This is a genomic window from Nitrosomonas eutropha (assembly GCF_003201195.1).
Classification (GTDB): Bacteria; Pseudomonadota; Gammaproteobacteria; order Burkholderiales; family Nitrosomonadaceae; genus Nitrosomonas; species Nitrosomonas eutropha.
Genome location: NZ_QICQ01000004.1, coordinates 90,780 through 113,155, shown reverse-complemented (window position 1 = coordinate 113,155; position 22,376 = coordinate 90,780). Strand labels below are relative to the sequence as shown.

Below are 22,376 nucleotides of genomic sequence, written 5' to 3'. Positions count from 1 at the left end.
AAACGGTATTATTACGACTCACACGATCAGTTGAAGGCCCATCTCCATCGCTTTGTGATGGCTTATAACTTCGCCAAAAGACTAAAAGCTCTCAAAGGCCTAACACCCTATGAATACATCTGCAAAATCTGGAAAAATGAGCCAGATCGTTTTATCTTTGATCCATTCCAGCACACCGTGGGACTAAACATCTCTAAGAAGAGGGGTAATCAGACCCGTTGACACACCGTTTTACCAGTATGTCAAACGCAGATCAGAATCGGTTTTAGGTTATGGCACGTTCTCGCAGGATCAGCTCAGCCAGCTTCAAATCCTGCGGGTAAGTCACTTTGAAGTTATAGGCATTTCCTACTACTAGCTTAGGAGAGAGTCCCAATGCCTCTACTGCACTGGCATCATCCGTGATACCCGCTGGGGCCTTTTCCAGCGCTTCAAGCAGCAGCTTCATGCGAAACATTTGTGGAGTCTGCGCCTGCCACAGCCGCTCTCTCGGTTCCGTACAAATTACCCGACCAGCATCATCCGCACGTTTTAAAGTATCCGCCAGCGGCACCGCCAGCAAACCACCGACTTCGTCATCCGCAAGCTGGTCAAGCAACCGCTCAACCAGGGTTGTACTTAATCCCGGGCGCGCTGCATCGTGTACTAGTATCCAATCCTGATCCTGTACATGATTTGCAGCACGCAATGCCTTTAGTCCATTGGTAACGCTTTCCGCACGAGTTGCCCCACCGCAGTTAAATATCTGGATCTTGCCGGCAAATTCACGCCAGTTATGCCGAATCCATTCAGTATCTTCAGGTGCCAGCACAATGCAGACTGTGGAAATACGGGCAATGCCACACAAGGTACGCAGTGCGTGGTAAATCATAGGTTTACCTGCTAGTGGCCGGTACTGTTTGGGGATGTCTTCTCCCATACGCGAACCGGAACCGGCAGCTGTAATCAGCGCAATAAATTTAACCATGCAAGAATCCTGTAAAATGGGCCTGTTTATTATCAAATACGGTTATTTTATCAACGGGAGGGTTATTATGAAAACTGTCAGATCTTTGTTACAGGAAAAAGGACACGATGTTGTCGTTATTGGACCGAGTGATTCCGTATCCGACGCAATGCAAAAGATGACAACCAACAACATCGGTGCGCTGCTGGTTGTTAAAGACAAAAAACTAATCGGTATTCTAACTGAGCGGGATTTTTCCAGAAAATACTGCTTACTGAATAGATCGGTAAAAGATATGCGAGTAGAGGAAATTATGACCCGTCAGGTAGCTTATGTTGGACTGGATTACACGAATGAAGATTGTATGGCACTGATGACTGAAATATGCGTTCGCCATCTTCCCGTCTTGGATGATGGAAATATTGTCGGAATTCTTTCGATAGGTGACTTGGTAAAAGATATCATCTCACAACATGAATTTGTTATTCAACAGCTTATACAATACATTTATGACGCGCGGGAAATTTAACACTTTTAGGTTTAATCCTCATCTCAGAGAAATAAAAAATTGAATCCTGAGATATCAGGAGATGGAGTTTTCATGATCGATTTGTGACAGATGCCGGGCAACTGACCAGCGCGCCCCAATCCACCCTAGTGCACCGGAGAATAGCAGTAAAATCAGACTATCCCGCCAGGAAAGATAATTGAGCGTAAATGTGGTGGCATATAGCCGGGCCAGTTCGGACAGAGCTTCATTCAGTTTGAGGATTGCAAAATAAAGCAGCAACCAGGCCAGTACAGCGCCCGCCACCCCCTGTAGCGCACCAAAATAGAGAAATGGTCGACGGATATAGCTATCTGTGGCACCAATCAGTTTGGATAGCTCAATCTCGTCACGCCGCGTCAATATCTGCAGACGGATGGTATTGAATATAACGATCACAAGCGCCGCGCCGAACAGTGATGCCAGCATAATGACGACCAGTCTTCCTACATCAAGCATGGCATCCAGTTTTCTGGCCCAGTCAGTATCTACCAATACATGCGCTACCCTGGGCCAGGTCTGTACCATGGCTTGTATTTCTTCTATTTCATTGGCAGACATATGGCCAAGGTTGATTACAAACGCATCAGGCAATGGATTTTGTTCGAGATTATGCATCACCTCCACCATCCCACTTTCCTGTTTCAGTTCCTGTAACGCAATTTCCTTTGAAATAAACTGAAAACCTTCAATTGTGGGCATCTTTTCCAGCCGAGCATTGATCAGCTCAACGTCGGCCTGGCTAGCTGCCGTATCCAGCATAATGGTCATTTGTTGCATGTCTGTTGCCTGCCCTGATACCTCGCGCAAGTTTTCCAGCAGTATAAAAATACCCGTGGGCAAGCTCAGAACAATACTGAAAACGATGATACTCAGCAGACTGGCAACGGGAGCAGCCGCAAGTTGTCTGAGTGCACGCAACAGCGCATACCCATGTTGAGACAGCCAGCTGCTCATGTGACCAGCTTTCCGTGGCGCAGCTCAAGTACACGATGTTGTGTCATATCAAGCAACATTCTGTCGTGTGTCGAGATAAGAACGGTAACGCCCACCTGATTGAATGATTCGAAAACAGCCATGATGTCTCGTGCGTAACCGCTATCAAGATTGGCAGTAGGTTCATCCGCGATCAGAATGGTCGGGCGATGAACAACAGCGCGCGCAATACACAGCCGTTGTTTTTCTCCTCCCGACAAAGTAACTGGATCTGCCTTCTCCTTATTCAGCAGACCAACTTTATCTAGCGCCGCACGCACACGCGAAGCACTAGCTCTCGTATCAAAGGCCGTCACCTGCAACGGCAACATGACGTTAGCAAAAACATTACGATCATACAGGATTTTTTGTTCCTGAAAGATCATTCCTATATTCCGGCGCAAGTAAGGAATGGCACTTCGTCTGAGTGAATCAATATTTTGCTGCCCTACCACAATACTCCCGGAAGTTGGACGTTCTATCGCGGCCATCAACTTCAGAAGTGTACTTTTACCAGCACCAGAGTGCCCGGAAAAGAAAATCAGCTCTCCCTGGCTAATCGACAGGGTAATACTTTTGAGTGCCTCATACCCTCCTGGATAAAACTTGCTGACATTGTTGAAGTTGATCATTGCAGCCATACCAGACACTCAAACAAAACAGAGGATTAATCGAACAGTGCTTCTGCAAATTCCCGGGCATTGAAAGGCCTTAAATCATCCAGCCCTTCCCCCATCCCTATAAAACGTAGGGCGAGCGGATTATCGACAAATTGTGCAGCAATGGCAGCAATTACTCCGCCCTTGGCAGTTCCATCCAGCTTAGTCATGACCAATCCAGTAACACCCAGAGCATCATTGAAGGCCTTTAACTGACTGACAGCGTTTTGACCAGTATTCGCATCCAGCACCAGCAGTACCTCGTGCGGTGCATCAGGTATGGCTTTGGCAACGACGCGCTTGATTTTCTTGATTTCTTCCATCAAATGGAGCTGGGTAGTTAGGCGCCCAGCGGTATCGGCCAGAACGATATCTATTTTTCTTGCAATAGCTGCATTGACTGCATCGAAAATCACAGCGGCCGGATCACCTTTTTTGCCCGGATCACTTTCCTGGGAAATAACTGTGATCTGGTTGCGCTCGCCCCATATTTTAAGTTGCTCCTGTGCTGCCGCGCGAAAAGTATCGCCAGCCGCCAGCAACACCGAATGTCCCTGTGACTGGAAATAATGAGCAAGCTTACCGATGGTGGTAGTTTTACCAACACCGTTTACGCCAGCAATCATGATCACGAAGGGTTTATGCCCAGTTGTAACCAGTGGTCGCTCCAACGGCTGCAGTAGTTCAGTCAGTGCATCCTGTAAGGCTGTTTTAAGTTGTTTTGAATCGTCCAGTGCATCACGCTTAACGCGGGTACGCAGTGATTCCAGCAACCGGTTTGTCGCCTGGATTCCAGTATCTGCTGTCAATAAAGCGGTCTCAAGTTCCTCATACAGATCTTCATCGATTTTCCTGCCCCCAAACAACCCGGACAACTGCTTGCCAAACTGCTGTCGTGTGCGTGTCAGGCCCTGCCTGATCTTATCGGCGAAACTGACTGACTCGACTTCAATCCGAGCAGGATTTTTTTCGTCAGAGTTCTTTTTGGATTTAAAAATGCTAAACATTCTGGTAGGCTGTTTCTGTTTCGGGGAAACAAACATCATACCATCAACCAATTGCCGAGGTAATGTCAGTCATCCGCCCCAGGCCAGTTCAACTTTCAGCACAATATGAAAATCAGTTTTTGCCCCAGTCGTCTCATTATTTTTCTTTGCGTTACATTATTGGTATCGCCACTACCAGCTTCAGCCAATCCACACGAATATCTGCTTGATAATGGCCTTAAACTGGTTATCAAGGAAGATCATCGTTCGCCAGTGGTCATTCAGCAGGTCTGGTACAAGGCCGGCAGTATGGATGAAGTCAACGGGACAACCGGCGTGGCACATGCACTGGAACACATGATGTTCAAGGGAACTGACAGTGTGCCTACCGGAGAATTTTCCAGAAGAATTGCAGCCGTTGGCGGTAAGGAAAATGCTTTTACCAGTAGTGACTACACTGCTTATTATCAGCAGCTGCACCAGCGCCACTTGCCAATGGCAATGGAACTTGAATCCGACCGCATGCACAATCTGCGGCTGACACAAGAAGAATTTGCCAAGGAAATACAGGTTGTAATGGAAGAAAGAAGGCTGCGCACGGATGATCAGGCACACGCGTTACTGTACGAAAAACTAATGGCGACAGCCTTTCAGGCACATCCCTATCGTCGCCCTATTATTGGCTGGATGAATGATCTGGAGCATATGCAGGTAAGTGATGCCCAGGATTGGTATAAGCGCTGGTATGCGCCCAATAATGCGGTACTGGTAGTGGTAGGTGACGTTGATCCGGAAAGCGTACTCGCACTGGCAAAAAAATATTACGGAAGATTCAGCGCCGGTAAAATTCCATCTCTGTCCGAACGCAAGCCACAAATTGAACCGCCTCAAATAGGAATCAAGCGACTGGTAGTAAAGGCACCTGCAAAACTCCCGCATCTGATCATGGGATACAAAGTTCCTGTACTCAAAGATCCCAAAAATGACTGGGAGCCCTACGCACTGACCATTCTGGCTGAAGTACTGGATGGCAACGCCGCAGCAAGACTTAACAAAGCCCTGGTACGTGAAACACGCGTTGCCATCTCGGCTGATGCCGGCTATAGCGCTATTGAGCGTGGCCCTGGTACTTTTTATATTGATGGGACTCCCAGTGAAGGCAGAACAGCAGATGAACTGGAACAGTCGATTCGTACTGAAATTGACAAAATTATACAGTCCGGAATCACCCAGGAAGAACTTGCTCGCGTCAAGGCACAAGTAGTGGCAAGCCGTACTTATCAACTTGACTCCACTTTTGCGCAGGCGATGCAGATTGGCAGACTGGAAAGCATCGGACTGTCCCACCGAGATGCAGATATCATTCTGGAACGACTACAGGCAGTTACGGCAGAGCAGGTCAGGAATGTCGCTGAGAAATATCTGATAGATGATTCGCTGACTGTGGCCGTACTGGATCCGCAGCCTTTATCGGAAACCTCTTCCTCCCGGAACAGCAACATTGAACTAAAACACTAACCTTGCCTATCTTCTCGAAAGACAAAGGAAAGGTAGCTGTGCTAGCAGTTGCTCATTACTATTTCCAGGGCGGCACCATCTGTAAACTGTTGATTCTTTTTCGATTCCCTAACCTCAATTGTACAAATGTATCGCCCGATTCGTGCTCTCATTGACTGTACTGCTTTACAGCACAACCTTTCTGTTGTCCGCAGCCACACTCGCCAGGCTCGCATTATGGCTGTTGTCAAAGCCGATGCCTACGGCCATGGCTTGCTCCGTACCACACAAGCATTAAATACAGCGGATGGATTTGCTGTACTTGAGCTGGAAGCAGCGATCCAGCTAAGGGAAGCCGGATTTAATCAACCTGTTTTACTTCTGGAAGGATTTTTCTCGGCAGAGGAGCTTGAGGCAATCGATCATTATCAGCTCAGTACGGTTATTCACAGTCATGAGCAGCTATCACTACTGCTGGCACACAGAAAGACAGGAAAACCGGATATCTACCTCAAGATCAATACTGGCATGAATCGCCTTGGTTTCAGGCCTGAAGAAGAAAGTTACGTATTCAACAGAATCAGGCAATGGCGTTCAGATACCAGTATTACACTGATGACACATTTTTCCTGTGCGGATGACGCTCTGGAAGCAGATCAAGTTAATCAGCAACTGGATCAGTTTGCAGCACTTCACGATGTAAAAGAAAATAATCTACCCCAAACGCTAGCTAATTCTGCAGCAATTTTACGTTACCCCGGAACACATGCGGACTGGGTACGTCCTGGTATAGTCCTCTACGGAGCATCGCCCCTGCCGGACAAAACAGGTATTGAACTGGGGTTACGGCCTGTCATGACACTGACCAGCCAGATCATCGCTGTGCAACAGCTTGATCCATCAGACAGAGTAGGCTACGGCGGGCAGTTTATCGCAAACCAGCCAATGCGTATCGGAGTTGTTGCAGCCGGTTACGCAGATGGATATCCACGTCATGCCCCTACCGGAACCCCGGTACTGGTTAATGGCCAGCGCACGCGGCTGGTCGGGCGTATTTCAATGGATATGCTAACTGTCGATCTGAACGGGATTAGCGAAGCCGGGGTGGGAAGCCCGGTAACCCTCTGGGGAGAAGGACTACCGGTAGAAGAAGTTGCAAAATCGGCACAAACTATCAGTTACGAGCTACTGACAGCACTCTCTCCCAGAGTACCGAGCATCAGCATAAGCTAATGATTACAGATTTTTTGTTAATACCTGATTATTCAACTTTGGCATTTTTACGCAACGACTCAACCACCGCTGCAAACTTGCGCTGTAATACCCGCTGCTGCATATTTTGTTTTACTTCGTCAAAAGAAGGTGGAACAGCAGTACGCACATCATCCAGACGAATTACATGCCAACCAAAGGGCGTTTGTACTGGCTGACTGGTTGTTTCGCCTTTTTTCAGTTTGGTCAATGCATCGGAAAAGGGCTTAACATAAACTGCCGCCGAGCTCCAGCCCAGCTCCCCACCATTACTCTTGCTGCCGGTATCAATGGAGCGCTCACCAGCCAGTTTCTCAAACACGCCACCCTTTTTCAGAGAGGCAACCAAATCCTTGGCTTCTTGTTCGGTTTCCACAAGAATATGGCGTGCTTTGTATTCCTTATCACCCATCTGTGATTTTACTGATTCATATTCCTTGCGTAATTCATCATCGCTAACCGGATTATTTCGCATAAAATCAGCCTGATACGCCCTGATCAATATTCCCTGGCGCGCCAGATCAATCTGTGTGACAACATCCGGATTACGGTCAAGCCCCTTTTTTATTGCTTCTTGTGTCAGTACTTCTTCCGTGATGAGATTTTCGCGCAAAGCATTTCTCATTTCAGCTGAATCGGGTTGACCCTGCGCTGTTGCTGCCTTGATCACCAGGTCAAGGCGTGATTGTGGTATCGCTATACCGTTAACTTTGGCGACTGTACCACCGCCCTGGGCACTTAAGGGCGTAGTACATACAAATCCCAGCACAGCAAGTGGCACACAGAGAAACTTGGTTAAGCGCATAAAATTTCCTTTAAATAGTAAAGTAGTTGACAAATTTTATCTGAATAATCTAAAAAGCATACATTTTAACAAAACACGGATAAGTTCTTTTTGAAAACAAACAAGCTTTTACAGATTCCTTTTGAAAATATTCAGGCCTGAATAAACTGGAAAAATCTCTGGCCACCACCAATTTATTCAGGCAGAACCTTCCTGAACGGCTTTACGGCCACTTTTGCATAAATACCGGCTGCCAGGTATGGATCAGCATCTGCCCATTCCTGAGCCGCATTCAGTGACGCAAACTCTGCCACTATCAAGCTTCCGGTAAAACCCGCCGGCCCGGGGTCCACGCTATCAATTGCCGGACAAGGGCCTGCCAATAACAGTCTCCCCTGCTCCTGTAATTCCTGGATTCGCGCCAAATGTGCAGGCCGGTTAACTACCCGTTGCGCCAGGCTATCCGGAACATCTTCACCGTATATTAAATAGAGCATGTTATTTTCTCTTAGTCAGTACAAATCTCATACGGTTCTGGTTCTTTGTGGCAGGCCTGAATATCATTTGGATACACAAGCTTTATTACCACAGATTAGTACCAATAATTTCCTAAGCCAATACGGGCGGCAGAAGGGCAACCAAAGCATTACGTTCATTTGTTGCCGTTCCCAGCAAGGCAAAACCATGTAAATTACCAGCTTCATCCTGATACAAAGCTTTCATGCCATTCTCAACAGTTTGAATTTTCCACTCACCTTCTACCCCAGGATCGGGAGGCGAGATAACCGCCGGGCAGGCAGGTGTTTTGACCATTACCGGCATCGCCGGGTAGCGCAGTAATGTCTGGTTACCGGCAATTGTTGCAGCCAGAGCTCGACCAGCATGCGAAATTGGCAGAATAAAAGGTAATACTTTCCCGGCCACTTCTGCACAATCACCCAAGGCATAGATATTCTGAATACTGGACTGTAAATAACGATCAACCGTAATTCCACGATTGATCTGAATTCCTGCTGCCTCAGCTAAACCAGTACGTGGCTTCAAACCAATGGCAGACAGCACCATATCGGCCTGAACAACTCCACCTCCTTTGTAATATAAATGATAATATCCATTCTCCTTGCTTATCTTCTCAACAGTTGTACCGAGCAGAAATTTAACACCTGCCGTTGACAATTTCTCACGGAAAAAGTGTCCGGCTTCGGAAGGAAGCAACCGACCTAATGGTTGCGGACTCAAGTCAAAGACGCTTACCTGATAGCCTTTTACTACAAGATCGTTGGCAAACTCGCAACCAATCAAGCCGGCGCCCAGTATAGCGACATGACGCTTATTTTCCAGGTTCTCACGAAATCTCCGGTAATCATCCAGATCATTAATGGATAGCATATCATCCGCACCGCTTCCAGGTATCGGCAGGCGCATCGGATCAGCTCCCAGCGCCAATACGAGCCGACCATAAGTCAGCTGCGTACCATTTTCGAAATAAACATTATTCGCAGCCACATCAAGTGTATCGACGCGCGTATAAGGCTGCACTGTGATACCCAGTTGTCCGGACATCTGTTCTGAGCTCGCACTCAGAATGGAATCAGGTGTTTTACCTGTTGCCAAAGCATTGGATAACATAGGCTTTGAATAAAAACCGCCATGATCGGCAGATAAGAGAGTGATTGGCACGGCAGAATCCAGTCTCCGCAGCTCGCGTACAACCGTATAACCCGCCAACCCGCTTCCTATAACTACGACAGGCAATTGACTCATATTGATATACCCTGTTTGATCACAATCAATTTATCTCCTTTCTTTTCGCCCAAACCAGCGAACAACCGAATTCACACAAGCATTCCCACCCTTCAGGATTTCGCAACCACGCGACAACCCGCACGTACCTTGGCTTTTTATTGTACCTTAACCCCAAAAATTCCAGCGACATATAGGATTACATTACATAGAAATACCTTATCCCGACACTTGATGTTGTGAAATATGTCACCATATATCGGTTTGCTTTGAACGATTGTTTTTTATTACATTCAAAATCAGACACGTGTACTAATAAACCTGAAGGAAGAGGATAATGAAACGGATTTTTCTTTTTATTGTAACGAACTTGGCCATACTGGTAATGCTGAGTATAACCCTGCGTTTGCTCGGTGTTGACCGCATACTGGATGCTGAAGGCAGTGGATTAAATTTTAATGCTCTACTGGTTTTATCGGCTGTAATAGGATTTGGCGGTTCGCTCATTTCGCTTGCCATGTCCAAATGGAGTGCCAAGCACATGACTGGTGCCACGGTCATTGAAATTCCTTCAAATTCCACCGAAGGTTGGCTGGTAGAAACTGTCCGCCGGCAGGCCAAAGCAGCTGGCGTGGGTATGCCTGAAGTGGCCATTTACGATTCACCCGATATTAATGCATTCGCAACAGGAATGAATAGAAACAATGCGTTGGTAGCAGTCAGCTCAGGATTGCTGCAAAAAATGAGTCGTGATGAGGCTGAAGCGGTACTGGCTCATGAAGTCAGTCATATTGCCAATGGCGACATGGTAACGCTGGCATTGATTCAGGGCGTGGTGAATACATTTGTGATTTTCCTCTCCCGTATCATCGGCCATGTAATTGATCGCGCTGTCTTCAGAACGGAAGAAGGACATGGCCCCGCCTATTTCGTTACCAGCCTTGTCGCACAACTGGTACTGGGCATACTCGCCACGATAATTGTGATGTGGTTCAGTCGTCAGCGTGAATTCCGCGCAGATGCCGGGAGTGCACAGCTTTCCGGAAGAAATAAAATGGTTGCCGCACTGCGGCGATTGCAACAGGAATATGAGCCATCTCATTTGCCAGATAAGATCGCTGCTTTTGGAATCTCTGGACAAAAGAGCCAGATTGGGCGTCTGTTTATGTCACACCCCCCTCTGGAAGAGCGCATCCAGGCATTACAATCTGCCTGATGATAGAGCAGCCGGGGCTGGTGAATCCTTACACCAGCCCCGGCAAAAATGTAAATAACCATCTTATTGAATCAATCATCAATGATTATTTCCTCGTCATCAAAATCCACTGACTCTTCCGCAGATGAAGTACCGTTGTTTTGAATCAGGCTATCACGCCTCTGTAAATAAGCATCGCGTACAAACTCGTACTTATCCAGCGAAGCTTCCTCCAGCGTCTTATCCAGATCCAGCAACTGCTCACGCCTATCGATAAATTCCATAGTAGCAACAGGCATACGCACAGTCAGCAGATCAAAGCCGGTATAAATAGCTCGCGCAGGATGAATGAACGTGCTATCCACACCAAGCCCAACTGCATCCCTTACAGTACTGGGCCCTAGTATCGGCAATACAAGATAGGGTCCGCTACCAACACCATAAAAACCCAATGTTTGGCCAAAATCTTCATTGCGCTTATTGATGTCAATATCGCTCACCTGAGTGATATCACTGGCCAGATCAATAGCTCCCAACATCCCAAAGGTTGTGTTAATCACTACACGTGTTGTACTCGCCATTGCGTCCATAAATTTCAGCTGCAGCAGGGAGTTCGCAACAATGACAACATCATCAAGATTGGAAAAGAAGTTTCCAACAATCATTCTGAGTGGAGATGGTAGAAATCGCTGATACCCCCTGGCAACAGGCTCCACCACAATTTCATCAAGCTTTTCATTAAATGAAAATATTGCGCGGTTCATGGATTCCAAAGGATCGTGCCGGTTATCCGTGGTAGCACAACCTGACAGTGCGCTGCCTAATGACAGAATCACGAAAAATTTTCGGAAATAAAGAGAGCAAACAACCATAATTCGTTAATTATTCTTTATTATGAATTTGACATTTTGTCACGAATACAAGAATCGCAACAAGCCGATTGGAAAAATATAAACGGCACCCAACCTCACGAATTGAATCTTTTATTTATATGTCGTGAATTGCACTCTTTGGTATCTCTTACGCTTTTTGACTGAAAACCCGATCAGCTGCTTCCAGTGTTTTGTCAATTTCCACATCCCCGTGCGCAGCAGAAACGAAGCCTGCTTCGAAAGCTGAGGGTGCAAAATAAATACCCTCTTTCAGCATGGTATGAAAAAAACGGTTAAACGCATCACGGTCACTCTCCATTATTTCTGTAAAACTTACTGGCGGTGTTTTCCTGAAATAAATTCCAAACATTCCACCCACTGCCTGTGCACTAAACACCACGCCATTTTTTATGGCGACAGAAGTCAGGCCGTCTGTTAACTTACGTGTCATCATTGACAACTTGTCAAAAAAACCAGGCGTCTGTACTTGACGCAAAGTTTCCAACCCGGCAGCAACTGCAACTGGATTGCCGGAAAGTGTACCTGCTTGATACACGGGTCCCAATGGCGCAAGGCATTCCATCACATCACGTCGTCCACCAAACGCTGCCATGGGTAACCCCCCACCGATTACTTTCCCTAGAATGGTTAGATCTGGCCTGATGCCATATAGCCCTTGGGCACATTCCAGTCCAACGCGGAAACCTGTCATCACCTCATCCAGAATCAGCAAACTGCTATGCTTTGTACATAGTGTGCGTAATGTTTCCAGAAACTGGGGGGTTGCCTTAATCAAATTCATATTGCCCGCCACTGGTTCGACGATCACAGCGGCAATTTCAGAACCCAGTTTGCTGAAGGTTGCTTCCACTCCGGCAACATCGTTATAGTTCAATACCAGAGTATTTCCTGCTGTTTCAGCGGGAACCCCTGCTGAACTGGGATGGCCGAAAGTCAATGCGCCTGAACCTGCTTTAACCAGCAAGGCATCATCGTGCCCGTGATAGCAACCTTCAAACTTGATAATCCGGTTTCTGCCGGTATAACCACGCGCGAGCCGAATGGCACTCATTCCAGCCTCTGTGCCGGAACTTACCAACCGTACCAGTTCCAGGGAAGGCAACAACCGACATAACAATTCGGCTATTTCCAGCTCTGCTGCCGTTGGAGCACCAAAAGAGGTACCACGGCTTGCCGCATCCTGAACGGCCCTGACAACATCGGGGTGCGCATGCCCGAGAATAAGCGGCCCCCATGATCCAACGTAATCAATATAGGATTTTCCTTCCACATCCCAGAAACAAGCACCCTGCCCGCGCTGAAAAAAAATAGGCGTACCTCCTACGGATTTAAAAGCACGTACTGGTGAATTAACGCCTCCCGGAATGTATTGCCTGGAGCGCTCGAACAATTGTTGATTAGTGATCGTCATTGGAATATTTGCTTAAAAGTTATCGAAATTGATGGTTCAACAGAATAGCTTTGAAAAATGCCGGGCAGCAGATTGGATATCTTGTGCGCTGAACAGCGCCTGACTGACAGCAACGGCATCACATCCACGGGCAATCAGCGCCTCGGCATTGTCCAGATTGATGCCGCCGATTGCCACAATGGGAATATTCAACGTTTTTTTTGCAGCATCAAGCAGATGAATCGGCGCCTGATATGCATCAACTTTAGTCATTGACGGATAAAAAGCACCAAATGCAACATAATCTGCTCCCGCCTTTTCAGCTTCAATTGCATGACTGAGCTGATTGTAGCAGGAGACGCCAATGATTTTATTCCGACCGAGATAGTGTCTAGCTGCCGCCACAGAAGTATCTTCTCCACCCACGTGCAAACCTTCGGCATCGATCTCCATGACTAAATCCATATGATCATTAATAATCAGGGGAACTTGAAACTGCTTGCAGAGAAGATGAATTTCCAGGGCCTGCATCAATCGCAGCCGACTGTTGGCCTTTTTATTCCTGTACTGAAGCCAGCTTACGCCGCCAGCCAATACGTGATAAGCCATCTCACACAGCCGATCGATATTTTCAATATCAGGCGTGATTGCATAAAGGCCGCTCACCTTAATCCGATCCATAGGAGGATCAATCATCGGAGCCGCCGGCTTCCTCTTCCAAATTATCACTTTCCATCCAAAAAAATCTGTCTGGTATATATTGTCCCATTCCGGGGCGGAAGCCTGCCTTGAGCGTATGCCAAGTAAATTCCTGTGCCTCGTAGACGCTGTCCGTAATTGACATACCATGAGCAAGTGAAGCCGCTATTGCGGATGACAAGGTGCACCCTGAGCCATGAAACGATCCAGGCAAGCGCTGCCATGCATCGGACCGGACGATACCATTGACATCGTAAAGTACGTTAACCACTTGCGGTGTATTTTCATGAGCTCCCTTGATAAGCACGTAACTGCAACCCCATTGCAACAATTGATCTGCACTTTGCTTCAAACCCAGTATTTCCGGATCATCTTCGTGATCAAGCGCAATACGCCTGGCCTCAAAACTGTTAGGGGTAATAATTGTCGCCTGGGAAAATAACATCTCACGCATGGCAGAAATTACTTCTTCATTGGCAAACATGTCGCCACGACTGGAAGCCAGTACTGGATCAAGTACCAGTGGAATATCCGGATAATCCGATATAACTTCAGCAATAGCTGCGACAATTTCAACACTGCCCAGCATCCCAATCTTGAATGCTTGTACCGGCATATCTTGCAACACGGTTCTTGCCTGATCAATGACCCATTCAGCATCCATCACAAATATGTCCTCGACACCGGTTGTATCCTGGACAGTTACGGCTGTGAGTACAGTGAGTGGATGACAGCCCATTCCGGCAAGAGTCAGTATATCCGCCTGAATACCGGCGCCCCCGCTTGGGTCACTGGCAGCGAAGGATAGTACAATTGGAGGTGGTAGTGACATGCATTAATACCGTAAAATGTTATTTTAACTTAAGCAAATCTACTTATCTATTATGACTACAGAAAGTAACCAGGATTATTACCGTTATATGTGCATGATTTGTGGCTTTATATACGATGAAGCAGAAGGATGGCCACAAGATGGTATTCCTGCCGGAACCCGCTGGGAAGATATTCCCATGAACTGGACTTGCCCGGAATGTGGTGCACGAAAAGAAGATTTTGAAATGGTGAAAATATAATGCGCATTCTTCATACCATGTTGAGAGTAGGTAATCTGGAGCGTTCGATCCAGTTTTACACCGATGTCCTCGGAATGCAAATTCTGCGCCGTAAGGATTACCCAGAAGGAAAGTTCACATTGGCATTCGTCGGTTATCAAAGTGAAGCGGAAGGTACCGTTCTGGAGCTGACGCATAATTGGGAAATCGACCATTATGATCTCGGAACAGGTTTTGGACACATTGCAATCGAAGTAGACAATGCCTACGAAGCCTGTGAAAAGGTCAGAAACCTGGGAGGTCGCGTCACGCGAGAGGCTGGACCGATGAAACATGGAACTACCGTGATTGCTTTCATAGAAGATCCGGATGGTTACAAGATTGAATTTATTCAAAAGAAAACAGTGTAACTGATGTTGCCATGGGGAGCTTGGCTGTAGCATAGTGCTCAGCCATTCAAAACGATACTTACAGTCTATGCTGAACATAATCCTCAGTTTGCTGTCTGGCAAAGAGGGTACAGATAAATTTCAGAACCACCAAAGCAGCAGTAATCGCTTAATATCAGAATAATCAGTTACATAAATAAGTGAATAAAATGAACACGATAACCCATGAAGAAGCAAATACAGTTCAACCCCCGTTATTTTTTACCGATAGCGCTGCCAGCAAGGTAAAAGAACTGATTGAAGAAGAAGCAAACCAGGCACTCAAACTGAGAGTTTTCGTCAGCGGAGGGGGATGCTCCGGATTTCAATACGGTTTTACATTTGATGAAATTATCAATGAAGATGACTTTGTAATAGAAAAGCAAGGAGTTAGGCTCCTGGTGGATTCAATGAGCGTTCAATATCTGCTGGGAGCGGAAATCGATTATCAGGAAAATGCCCAGGGTGCACAATTTGTCATCAAGAATCCAGCTGCAGCCAGTACCTGTGGATGTGGCTCCTCATTCTCGGTCTGAAAGAATTTTCAGGCAGGATAAATCGCGCCCAGTACCCGCCTACCGGTTGCGCCGGTCACGGCGGGAAGATTTCCAGGAGTGCGTTCAATTGATTGTCGCGCCAGCCATGCAAATGCACACGCCTCCACCCAATCAGCATCGATACCTAACACATCGGTTTTCCTGATCTCGCGATCTTGTAATTCCTGCTGTAGCCGAGCAACAAGGGTCTCATTATGCGCCCCTCCCCCACACAAATAGAGTTCACGGGCTGTTGGATAGTAAGCTCGTATCGAGTCGGCAATTGTCTGTACAGTCAGTTGCAGTAACGTGGATTGAACATCCTGTGCAGCTTCCTTACCTGTCAAATAAGACAGCAACCAATTAAGATCGAATGTCTCCCTGCCTGTACTTTTAGGGGGCGGCATTGAGAAATACGGAAAACTCAACAGATCTTTCAGCAGGTAGTCAATCACTTTGCCTGACTTTGCCCATAATCCGTTTTGATCATAGCGCTCGCCTGTATGCTGCAAGCACCAAGCATCCATCAACATATTTCCGGGGCCGCAGTCAAAACCACTTACGCTATTTTTAACAGGCAGGCTGGTAATATTGGCAATTCCGCCAATATTAATGATTAGACGATGAACATCCGAGTGAGAAAACATCTGCTGATGAAATGCAGGAACCAGTGGCGCCCCCTGCCCGTTGGCAGCAATATCACGATTCCTGAAATCCGTTACAACAGTAATATCTGTCAACTCCGCCAGCAGAGCGCCGTTCACCAGCTGGATACTATACATATACTCCGATTGTGGACAATGTCTGATGGTTTGTCCATGACAGCCGATCGCCACAATCCCTCCGGAATCAACCTTGGCTTTTTCAAGCAAGCACACCACCGCTTCTGCATATAACCTTGATAATCGATTACCTGATAAAGCCGCGCGATGTAATTCATTTTCACCGCTCTGATTCAGGCCTAATAATTCCGCCTGAAGAAACGGATCGTAAGGAACATAACAGGTATCAATGAGTGAAAATGACGATCCGGAGAAATTTACCAGTACTGCATCGACACCATCCAAACTGGTACCTGACATAATGCCGATGTAATACATTTCACCTGACTTTATAGACGACTATCCAGGCTGAATCAGTTCAATGCAGCAAAGCTGGTATTGCGCAGCAAATCAAGCCGGGAAGTTAGTTCCCTGGTTTGTCTGTGAAAAGCCGAATAATATTTTTTACTGACGGGCTGTGCTGCTGGCATTACGATTTTAGAAGGGTCGCGCTGAACCCCGTTTACCCGCAACTCATAATGAAGGTGGGGGCCGGTCGCCATCCCGGTCGATCCAACAAAGCCAATAATATCGCCTTGTTTGACGCGCATTCCTTTCTGCAATTTTCTATTAAAGCCCGATAAATGGCCATATGCAGAGCTGTATTGAGCATCATGCTTGAGTATAATCAGATTACCATAGCCACTCTGCTTGCCTTTAAACTCAACAGTACCATTTGCTGTCGCCATCACGGGTGTTCCGGTCGGAGCAGCATAGTCAATCCCTCTGTGGGCTCGCCAGCGTTTCAAGATGGGATGGTAGCGCGCATGAGTAAACCCAGAACTGATCCGGGAAAACTTTAAAGGTGCCATCAGAAATGGTTTGCTCAGACTTTCTCCCTCTGGCGTATAATAACCGCCCTCCTCACCCGGTGGCCGAAAATAGACAGCGCGCCTGGATTTCTCCTTGTTGAAAAACTCTACCGCAAGCACACGCCCGACTTGTGTTTTCCCGCTTTCATCCTGTGCGGATTCATAAACAACCGTAAAACGATCACCCTTTCGGACATCACGGTGAAAATCAATACTACTGGAAAATATATCAATCATCTGGGAGGCGATTGTGCTCGGTAAGTCAGCCTTGTCAACGGCTGCAAACAATGATGAACTGATCACTCCCGAACCCACCAGGACACGCGTATCACCTTCAGCTGACTGCTCGTTCAGCTCAAATGTCCCATCGATTTTTTCGACCTGAAACTGCTCACCATTTCCGTAAAAGTAGCGCAGTGTTAACAATTCTCCGTTCGGCCGGGTTTCCGCATGAATGATTTCCCCCGGCTTAAGCTGGCTCATCGCCCGACTCCCCCGGACAGTATCTAGAAAGCGATTCTTGTCTTTTTGACTGATTTCAAGACGAGCAAGAATCGCCGAAATGGTATCTCCCCGACGTATACTTTCCTGATGCCAGAAAGTCATTTCAGGATCAGAAGATGCAAACTCTTCCGGCAATGGCAAGGCACGAACTATTTTTTTATTGGGTATTTCCTGAAAGGAGGAATCGGGGACAATTCCAAAAGCGGTAACCATCCCGAATAACGGTAAACTGGACAAGATGGTGATCCAACGTACCTTTTTTTGTGCGAAAACAGTGAGTTTTTGCGCTAGAATGCTTTTTCTTTTACGAGGTGACTGGTAGTAAATCAAATGCCATCACTCCTATTCGTCTGTTGGAAATTTTTCAAGTCTAACACGGAAAAGCATAAATATAATGACGACTGATTTTTTACTGGCTGGCCGTGTCTGAGTCAATTATTCATCAACTTCAAGTAATCAAACGGGGCTGTCAGGAGCTGCTGATTGAGGAAGAACTCACACAAAAACTCACCAAAAATCAACCCCTAAGGATCAAAGCCGGCTTTGATCCTACCGCACCGGATCTGCACTTGGGGCATACCGTTCTGCTGAACAAACTGCGCCAGCTTCAGGAGCTTGGCCACCATATCCTGTTCCTGATTGGTGACTTTACTGGAATGATCGGCGACCCCAGCGGCAAAAACGCCACGCGCCCACCGCTGACATGTGAGCAGATTGCACAAAATGCAGAAACCTACACATCTCAGGTATTCAAGATACTTAAACCTGAGCAAACAGAGGTGGTTTTCAATTCAACCTGGATGGATAAATTCAGTGCAGCTGACCTGGTCAGACTGGCCTCCACTTATACCGTCGCACGCATGCTTGAACGGGATGATTTCAGCAAGCGCTATCACGAGAATCGGCCGATCGCCATCCATGAATTTCTTTATCCGCTTGTGCAGGGTTACGATTCAGTAGCGCTGAAAACCGATCTCGAACTAGGCGGCACTGATCAAAAATTCAATTTGCTGGTAGGGCGTGAATTACAGAAGCACTACGGCCAATCTCCGCAGTGCATACTGACCATGCCACTTTTGGAAGGGCTGGATGGTATCCAGAAAATGTCGAAATCGCTCAACAACTATGTCGGTATTAATGAATCGCCTACTGAAATGTTCGGCAAGCTGATGTCAATCAGCGACACCCTGATGTGGCGTTACATCGAATTACTGTCTTTTGAATCACTGGACACCATACACCAGTGGCAGCTTGAAGTGGAAGCAGGCCGAAATCCGCGTGACATCAAGGTGCAGTTTGCACAGGAAATTGTGGCGCGCTTTCATAGCCGAACAGCTGCTATTCAAGCTACAGAAGATTTTGATGCTCGTTTCAGAAAAGGTGCCATTCCTGATGATATTCCAGAAAAGAAACTGTATGTTCAAGGCACAGAGCTGGCTGCACCTCAACTGCTCAAGCTGACTGGATTAACCGCCAGTACCAGTGAAGCCCTGCGTATGATTGAACAGGGTGGCGTAAAGCTCAATGGCAACAAGGTCAGTGACAAAACCCAAACTGTTCCCGTCAATACGACAGTTATTGCCCAGGTCGGGAAGAGGAAATTCGCAAAAATAATACTTTTGCCCGATCAAGATGGCATATAAAATCTGCTTCTCTGTAAAATCAATTCCAGCTATATAGCTTATATGACAACATTGTTTATCCACCCCGAAAAATATTAATATGTAGACTTGGTTGTAACGGTGCTACTAATTTCTCTACTGCCATCTCAAATAATTCATTAATAAGTACAAAATGCCAACTATCGCAGATTTAGCTGTGCATATATGTGGTTCGGATCAATAAAAGAAAACCGGGGTAGTGTGGAGGATAATCTAGAAATAACTGAAATGGATATACAGAGAAATACCTACAATGCTGTCCACCCTCCATCAATGACCAGATTTGCACCCGTCATATAACTGGATGCATCCGAAAGCAAAAAAATAATTGCTCCTCGATACTCATCTTTTTCTGACATACGTCCCAGAATGGTTCGCGACGAATAGCTACCGATAAACTCGGGGTCATGTTTGTTCCAAACTCCACTGGGCGTAAGCAGATTGATACGAATCGACGTATACATGTAATAGGCGGCAAGAAATTTTGTGAGTCCCAGCAATCCTGCCTTACACACCGAATAGACTGCCGGTTTATACGTCTGTATCTCCTGCCCTGCCTTTTTGTAGATACGCTGATCCGGCCCAACGAGACCGTAATTGGATCCAAGAAAAACGATGGATCCCTTGCCGGATTTCTCCATGATGCGGCATGTAGCCTGAGCCAGCTGAAACGCACCGGTCAAATTAACATCCAGTGACGTCTGCCAAAGTGCCAAAGGAAATTCAGTAAACTTTGAAAAACGGGAAGTATCAGAATCTTTCTCAAATTTTGGGTCGATTGCAGCGCTGTGGATCACTGCATCGAGCCGGCCAAACCAGTTTTCACATGACTGCGCGATGGACTGGCATGAATCCGTACAAGTGACATCCAGAGTCCGCACCAGGATTCGTGTATCCGGGTATGAAGCAGTTATTTCATTTTCCAATGATTTCAGCTTGTCACCATCCAGATCACCCAGTACCAGGTCCGCACCAGCTGAAGCTGCTGCAAGCGCGAATTCCGTGCCAAGAAGCCCGGTTGCACCGCTGATAAGTACCGCGCGGCCGGTCAAATCGAAAGGGGTACCTTTGTAAGGTTGATTCATAATCTGACCTGCCGTCCGGTCTGAAGAGATTTTCTGGCTGCAAGCGCTATATTCAGCACATCCATACCCTCCTGTAAAGTGACTCGCGGAATCGATCCGCCGGGAATACCTTCGATAAATTTTTGCATCATTGACAGAAAAAGCTCATTCCGGTCCCAGGAAGGCACCAGAGCCACTGCTTCCACAACCTGCCCATTCTGCTTCAGCGTAGTGAGACGCGAAGGATAATCCCAGTCAACGATCCCTTTTTCAGCCACGATATTCATATGCCGGACCGGTGGTTTACGCCAGTAATCCATGCGAAGCTGAACACAGATCCCCTGTTCCGTTTCAAACGAGATGAGTGCGGTATCTTCTGCCGTCACTTCCAAAGAGGTTCGATGTCCGCCAATAGCAAAGACATGTTTTGGCTTACCGAAAAGCCAGTATAAATAATCCAGTTCATGGATCAGTGTAAGTATGACGCCTCCACCCTGATCAGCCCGTGCGGCATAACTCTGCCGATAATCCTCCCAAGGATGCCAGTCAGGCAGATATTCCCCTAGATCGACCTGTACGGAATAGATTTTTCCCAATCTGCCTTCCCGCATCCACGCCTCAATCTTCCGTAATCCGGGATGCATCCTGAGCTGGCAGCCGACCAGTACGCGAGATCCGCGTGGATCAACATAACGTGTCAATCCGGACAGATACCGTTTTTCGTGCGCGACAGGCTTTTCCACATAGACATGACACCCTGCCTTGAGCGCTTCGATAAGCGTTTTCAGGTGTAATGAAGTCGGATTGGCCACCACGACCAGATCAAAGTTTTGTTTGAGTGCCTGATCGAGGCTCTGAAACAATTGTACATCTTCCGGAATGATCTGTGCGGGAGGTGGCAGATTGCGAGTACGCACTGCGCCCAATTCCCGAACCCCGAGTGCATGCAGATTATTGAGATGCCTGACTCCGATGGAGCCCAGTCCGACTACCAGAGCCTTCAACGGATGATCCCCCGTTTTTCCATTAGAAATTCAGCGAGCTGGAACGAGAATTCATCATCGATATCGATCGAATCCCCGCTTTCGATCTTCAATGGCAGTATGTGGGCACCTGTGAGTGATTGCTTCTCCAGAATCGTCCGGGTACGTATCAGATCCAGATAACCGACCTGCCAGTAAACCTCGGGTAAGCGCTGCCTTGGTTCGTTAAAAGGCTCCGGGACACCAGGAATACTCAGCAGAGCCTGCATAAAACCATCATTACCGATGGTCCACATCTTGTAAGGATTCTGCGCCGGTTCGGTCACTCCACGGACGGAATCAGCATCTGGATGTTTTTTCAGCAGTCCGACCGCTTCCTCTATTTTTTCAACCCTGCGCGCAGGAGAAGTGGGCCGAAACTGGAAAATGGCATCAGGAAGAGGCACATGGCGCTGCTCCAGCCAGCTCAAAAAATGCAGGAATACCGGCAGATCCCGCGTATCATCCTGTGCCAGATCAACCGGTCTCAAAAAAGGAACCTCCGCTCCGGCATTTCTTGCAATTTCTGCAATCTTCTTCGAATCGGTGCTGACAAAAGTTCTCTGAATAGAAGGTGATCTGAGCGAAACTTCAATTGAATGGGCAATCAGCGGCTTGCCACATAAAAACCGGATATTTTTATGCGGAACAGCTTTTGACCCGCCTCGCGCGGGGATGAGGGAATAAATTAACATTGGCTGAAATTTATCAAATCAGGTATCAAATAAACAAATAAATGGGTGAAGTCAAATTCTGATGATTCACAAGTTGGTATTTTACAAACCGGCTACCAGCCTTCCAACTGATAAATGTAAAAATGACTGGTAATTCTACTGTTGAAGTACGCCTGCTGCACATGAACCATAAAATGGTTACAATTCAAGATCTACATTCAAAAGAAAATCACCACA

At 47.0% G+C, this 22,376-nt stretch carries 24 protein-coding genes and 1 pseudogene; 9 read left to right on the top strand and 16 right to left on the bottom strand.

Features of this window, described 5'->3' with window-relative positions; all coding sequences use genetic code 11:
- A pseudogene (locus C8R14_RS13695) lies at nt 1–222 on the top strand (IS481 family transposase); the annotation flags it as partial.
- Nucleotides 223–265: 43 nt separating this feature from the next.
- On the opposite strand, the gene ispD reads toward C8R14_RS13695, so the two are convergent.
- A complete protein-coding gene (gene ispD, locus C8R14_RS02770; protein ID WP_011634575.1) occupies nt 266–967 on the bottom strand; it encodes a 2-C-methyl-D-erythritol 4-phosphate cytidylyltransferase in 702 nt (233 codons plus the stop codon).
- A gap of 67 nt (nt 968–1,034) precedes the next feature.
- On the opposite strand from ispD, the gene C8R14_RS02765 reads away from it, so the two are divergent.
- Nucleotides 1,035–1,475, top strand: a complete 441-nt coding sequence (locus tag C8R14_RS02765; protein WP_011634576.1) for a CBS domain-containing protein — start codon at nt 1,035–1,037, stop codon at nt 1,473–1,475.
- 54 nt (nt 1,476–1,529) lie between these two features.
- Here the strand turns inward: C8R14_RS02765 and ftsX are convergent, their stop codons facing one another.
- The 3 genes from ftsX to ftsY are packed head-to-tail and all read right to left on the bottom strand — an operon-like array spanning nt 1,530 to nt 4,134.
- Nucleotides 1,530–2,450 (bottom strand): permease-like cell division protein FtsX, encoded by a 921-nt coding sequence (gene ftsX / locus C8R14_RS02760; protein WP_011634577.1) that lies wholly within the window; start codon nt 2,448–2,450, stop codon nt 1,530–1,532.
- On the bottom strand, nt 2,447–3,100 hold the full coding sequence (locus C8R14_RS02755; RefSeq protein ID WP_041353514.1) for a cell division ATP-binding protein FtsE: 654 nt from the start codon (nt 3,098–3,100) through the stop codon (nt 2,447–2,449). The genes ftsX and C8R14_RS02755 overlap by 4 nt, the downstream gene beginning before the upstream one ends.
- A 35-nt stretch (nt 3,101–3,135) precedes the next feature.
- Nucleotides 3,136–4,134, bottom strand: coding sequence for a signal recognition particle-docking protein FtsY (gene ftsY, locus C8R14_RS02750; protein ID WP_041353784.1), 999 nt, complete (start codon nt 4,132–4,134; stop codon nt 3,136–3,138).
- A gap of 105 nt (nt 4,135–4,239) precedes the next feature.
- Here ftsY and C8R14_RS02745 point away from each other — a divergent pair, with 105 nt between their 5' ends.
- Nucleotides 4,240–5,631 carry a M16 family metallopeptidase gene (locus tag C8R14_RS02745; protein WP_011634580.1) on the top strand — a complete coding sequence of 464 codons (1,392 nt, stop codon included), beginning with the start codon at nt 4,240–4,242 and terminating at the stop codon, nt 5,629–5,631.
- Between the two features lie 126 nt (nt 5,632–5,757).
- Nucleotides 5,758–6,843, top strand: a complete 1,086-nt coding sequence (gene alr, locus C8R14_RS02740; RefSeq protein WP_011634581.1) for an alanine racemase — start codon at nt 5,758–5,760, stop codon at nt 6,841–6,843.
- Between the two features lie 28 nt (nt 6,844–6,871).
- On the opposite strand, the gene C8R14_RS02735 is transcribed toward alr, so the two are convergent.
- From C8R14_RS02735 to C8R14_RS02725, 3 genes are all read right to left on the bottom strand, one after another.
- Complete coding sequence (locus tag C8R14_RS02735; RefSeq protein WP_011634582.1) at nt 6,872–7,666, bottom strand: peptidyl-prolyl cis-trans isomerase; 795 nt, start codon at nt 7,664–7,666, stop codon at nt 6,872–6,874.
- Between the two features lie 173 nt (nt 7,667–7,839).
- On the bottom strand, nt 7,840–8,142 hold the full coding sequence (locus C8R14_RS02730) for a YciI family protein (protein ID WP_011634583.1): 303 nt from the start codon (nt 8,140–8,142) through the stop codon (nt 7,840–7,842).
- A gap of 112 nt (nt 8,143–8,254) precedes the next feature.
- Nucleotides 8,255–9,409, bottom strand: a complete 1,155-nt coding sequence (locus C8R14_RS02725; protein WP_011634584.1) for an NAD(P)/FAD-dependent oxidoreductase — start codon at nt 9,407–9,409, stop codon at nt 8,255–8,257.
- A gap of 316 nt (nt 9,410–9,725) precedes the next feature.
- Here C8R14_RS02725 and htpX point away from each other — a divergent pair, with 316 nt between their 5' ends.
- The gene (gene htpX / locus C8R14_RS02720) at nt 9,726–10,604 is read left to right on the top strand and encodes a protease HtpX (protein ID WP_011634585.1); all 879 of its coding nucleotides are present in this window, start codon (nt 9,726–9,728) and stop codon (nt 10,602–10,604) included.
- 71 nt (nt 10,605–10,675) lie between these two features.
- Here the strand turns inward: htpX and C8R14_RS02715 are convergent, their stop codons facing one another.
- The 4 genes from C8R14_RS02715 to thiD all read right to left on the bottom strand — a co-directional run bounded on the left by C8R14_RS02715 (nt 10,676) and on the right by thiD (nt 14,397).
- Nucleotides 10,676–11,419 (bottom strand): MlaA family lipoprotein, encoded by a 744-nt coding sequence (locus tag C8R14_RS02715; RefSeq protein WP_041353785.1) that lies wholly within the window; start codon nt 11,417–11,419, stop codon nt 10,676–10,678.
- A 184-nt stretch (nt 11,420–11,603) separates the two neighbouring features.
- Nucleotides 11,604–12,887: a glutamate-1-semialdehyde 2,1-aminomutase gene (gene hemL / locus C8R14_RS02710; RefSeq protein WP_011634587.1), complete on the bottom strand. Its 1,284-nt coding sequence runs from the start codon at nt 12,885–12,887 to the stop codon at nt 11,604–11,606.
- 36 nt (nt 12,888–12,923) lie between these two features.
- Nucleotides 12,924–13,562: a thiamine phosphate synthase gene (thiE, locus tag C8R14_RS02705; protein ID WP_011634588.1), complete on the bottom strand. Its 639-nt coding sequence runs from the start codon at nt 13,560–13,562 to the stop codon at nt 12,924–12,926.
- Nucleotides 13,555–14,397 (bottom strand): bifunctional hydroxymethylpyrimidine kinase/phosphomethylpyrimidine kinase, encoded by an 843-nt coding sequence (gene thiD / locus C8R14_RS02700; protein ID WP_011634589.1) that lies wholly within the window; start codon nt 14,395–14,397, stop codon nt 13,555–13,557. The genes thiE and thiD overlap by 8 nt, the downstream gene beginning before the upstream one ends.
- Before the next feature lie 52 nt (nt 14,398–14,449).
- On the opposite strand from thiD, the gene C8R14_RS02695 reads away from it, so the two are divergent.
- From C8R14_RS02695 to erpA, 3 genes are all read left to right on the top strand, one after another.
- Nucleotides 14,450–14,638, top strand: a complete 189-nt coding sequence (locus C8R14_RS02695) for a rubredoxin (RefSeq protein ID WP_011634590.1) — start codon at nt 14,450–14,452, stop codon at nt 14,636–14,638.
- Entirely contained in the window at nt 14,638–15,027 is a 390-nt protein-coding gene (gene gloA / locus C8R14_RS02690) for a lactoylglutathione lyase (RefSeq protein WP_011634591.1), read from the top strand. Before C8R14_RS02695 ends, gloA begins: the two co-directional genes overlap by 1 nt.
- 188 nt (nt 15,028–15,215) lie before the next feature.
- Nucleotides 15,216–15,581: an iron-sulfur cluster insertion protein ErpA gene (erpA, locus tag C8R14_RS02685; RefSeq protein ID WP_011634592.1), complete on the top strand. Its 366-nt coding sequence runs from the start codon at nt 15,216–15,218 to the stop codon at nt 15,579–15,581.
- A gap of 8 nt (nt 15,582–15,589) precedes the next feature.
- On the opposite strand, the gene C8R14_RS02680 is transcribed toward erpA, so the two are convergent.
- Together C8R14_RS02680 and C8R14_RS02675 are read right to left on the bottom strand one after the other, a co-directional pair.
- On the bottom strand, nt 15,590–16,681 hold the full coding sequence (locus C8R14_RS02680) for an anhydro-N-acetylmuramic acid kinase (RefSeq protein ID WP_011634593.1): 1,092 nt from the start codon (nt 16,679–16,681) through the stop codon (nt 15,590–15,592).
- Nucleotides 16,682–16,716: 35 nt separating this feature from the next.
- The gene (locus C8R14_RS02675) at nt 16,717–17,955 is read right to left on the bottom strand and encodes a M23 family metallopeptidase (RefSeq protein ID WP_242500156.1); all 1,239 of its coding nucleotides are present in this window, start codon (nt 17,953–17,955) and stop codon (nt 16,717–16,719) included.
- Nucleotides 17,956–18,140: 185 nt separating this feature from the next.
- Between C8R14_RS02675 and tyrS the strand changes: the two genes are divergently transcribed.
- The gene (tyrS, locus tag C8R14_RS02670; RefSeq protein WP_011634595.1) at nt 18,141–19,361 is read left to right on the top strand and encodes a tyrosine--tRNA ligase; all 1,221 of its coding nucleotides are present in this window, start codon (nt 18,141–18,143) and stop codon (nt 19,359–19,361) included.
- A 266-nt stretch (nt 19,362–19,627) separates the two neighbouring features.
- On the opposite strand, the gene C8R14_RS02665 is transcribed toward tyrS, so the two are convergent.
- Genes C8R14_RS02665 through C8R14_RS02655 form a run of 3 tightly spaced genes read right to left on the bottom strand, consistent with a single transcriptional unit; the run spans nt 19,628 to nt 22,160 of the window.
- Nucleotides 19,628–20,464, bottom strand: a complete 837-nt coding sequence (locus C8R14_RS02665; protein ID WP_011634596.1) for an SDR family oxidoreductase — start codon at nt 20,462–20,464, stop codon at nt 19,628–19,630.
- Nucleotides 20,461–21,447 carry a Gfo/Idh/MocA family protein gene (locus tag C8R14_RS02660; RefSeq protein WP_011634597.1) on the bottom strand — a complete coding sequence of 329 codons (987 nt, stop codon included), beginning with the start codon at nt 21,445–21,447 and terminating at the stop codon, nt 20,461–20,463. Before C8R14_RS02660 ends, C8R14_RS02665 begins: the two co-directional genes overlap by 4 nt.
- Nucleotides 21,444–22,160: an acylneuraminate cytidylyltransferase family protein gene (locus C8R14_RS02655; protein WP_011634598.1), complete on the bottom strand. Its 717-nt coding sequence runs from the start codon at nt 22,158–22,160 to the stop codon at nt 21,444–21,446. Before C8R14_RS02655 ends, C8R14_RS02660 begins: the two co-directional genes overlap by 4 nt.
- Between the last annotated feature and the right edge of the window lie 216 nt (nt 22,161–22,376).

Bases quoted from the DNA above. Each gene is read 5' to 3' on its own strand.
- C8R14_RS02725 (WP_011634584.1), bottom strand. From the start codon at position 9,409: ATGAGTCAATTGCCTGTCGTAGTTATAGGAAGCGGGTTGGCGGGTTAT.
- C8R14_RS02745 (WP_011634580.1), top strand. From the start codon at position 4,240: ATGAAAATCAGTTTTTGCCCCAGTCGTCTCATTATTTTTCTTTGCGTT.
- thiD (WP_011634589.1), bottom strand. From the start codon at position 14,397: ATGTCACTACCACCTCCAATTGTACTATCCTTCGCTGCCAGTGACCCA.
- C8R14_RS02680 (WP_011634593.1), bottom strand. From the start codon at position 16,681: ATGTATTACATCGGCATTATGTCAGGTACCAGTTTGGATGGTGTCGAT.
- C8R14_RS02735 (WP_011634582.1), bottom strand. From the start codon at position 7,666: ATGCGCTTAACCAAGTTTCTCTGTGTGCCACTTGCTGTGCTGGGATTT.
- C8R14_RS02765 (WP_011634576.1), top strand. From the start codon at position 1,035: ATGAAAACTGTCAGATCTTTGTTACAGGAAAAAGGACACGATGTTGTC.
- alr (WP_011634581.1), top strand. From the start codon at position 5,758: ATGTATCGCCCGATTCGTGCTCTCATTGACTGTACTGCTTTACAGCAC.
- ftsX (WP_011634577.1), bottom strand. From the start codon at position 2,450: ATGAGCAGCTGGCTGTCTCAACATGGGTATGCGCTGTTGCGTGCACTC.
- ispD (WP_011634575.1), bottom strand. From the start codon at position 967: ATGGTTAAATTTATTGCGCTGATTACAGCTGCCGGTTCCGGTTCGCGT.
- erpA (WP_011634592.1), top strand. From the start codon at position 15,216: ATGAACACGATAACCCATGAAGAAGCAAATACAGTTCAACCCCCGTTA.
- gloA (WP_011634591.1), top strand. From the start codon at position 14,638: ATGCGCATTCTTCATACCATGTTGAGAGTAGGTAATCTGGAGCGTTCG.
- ftsY (WP_041353784.1), bottom strand. From the start codon at position 4,134: ATGTTTAGCATTTTTAAATCCAAAAAGAACTCTGACGAAAAAAATCCT.
- C8R14_RS02755 (WP_041353514.1), bottom strand. From the start codon at position 3,100: ATGATCAACTTCAACAATGTCAGCAAGTTTTATCCAGGAGGGTATGAG.
- C8R14_RS02655 (WP_011634598.1), bottom strand. From the start codon at position 22,160: ATGTTAATTTATTCCCTCATCCCCGCGCGAGGCGGGTCAAAAGCTGTT.
- thiE (WP_011634588.1), bottom strand. From the start codon at position 13,562: ATGATTGATCCTCCTATGGATCGGATTAAGGTGAGCGGCCTTTATGCA.
- C8R14_RS02730 (WP_011634583.1), bottom strand. From the start codon at position 8,142: ATGCTCTATTTAATATACGGTGAAGATGTTCCGGATAGCCTGGCGCAA.
- C8R14_RS02695 (WP_011634590.1), top strand. From the start codon at position 14,450: ATGACTACAGAAAGTAACCAGGATTATTACCGTTATATGTGCATGATT.
- htpX (WP_011634585.1), top strand. From the start codon at position 9,726: ATGAAACGGATTTTTCTTTTTATTGTAACGAACTTGGCCATACTGGTA.
- hemL (WP_011634587.1), bottom strand. From the start codon at position 12,887: ATGACGATCACTAATCAACAATTGTTCGAGCGCTCCAGGCAATACATT.
- C8R14_RS02665 (WP_011634596.1), bottom strand. From the start codon at position 20,464: ATGAATCAACCTTACAAAGGTACCCCTTTCGATTTGACCGGCCGCGCG.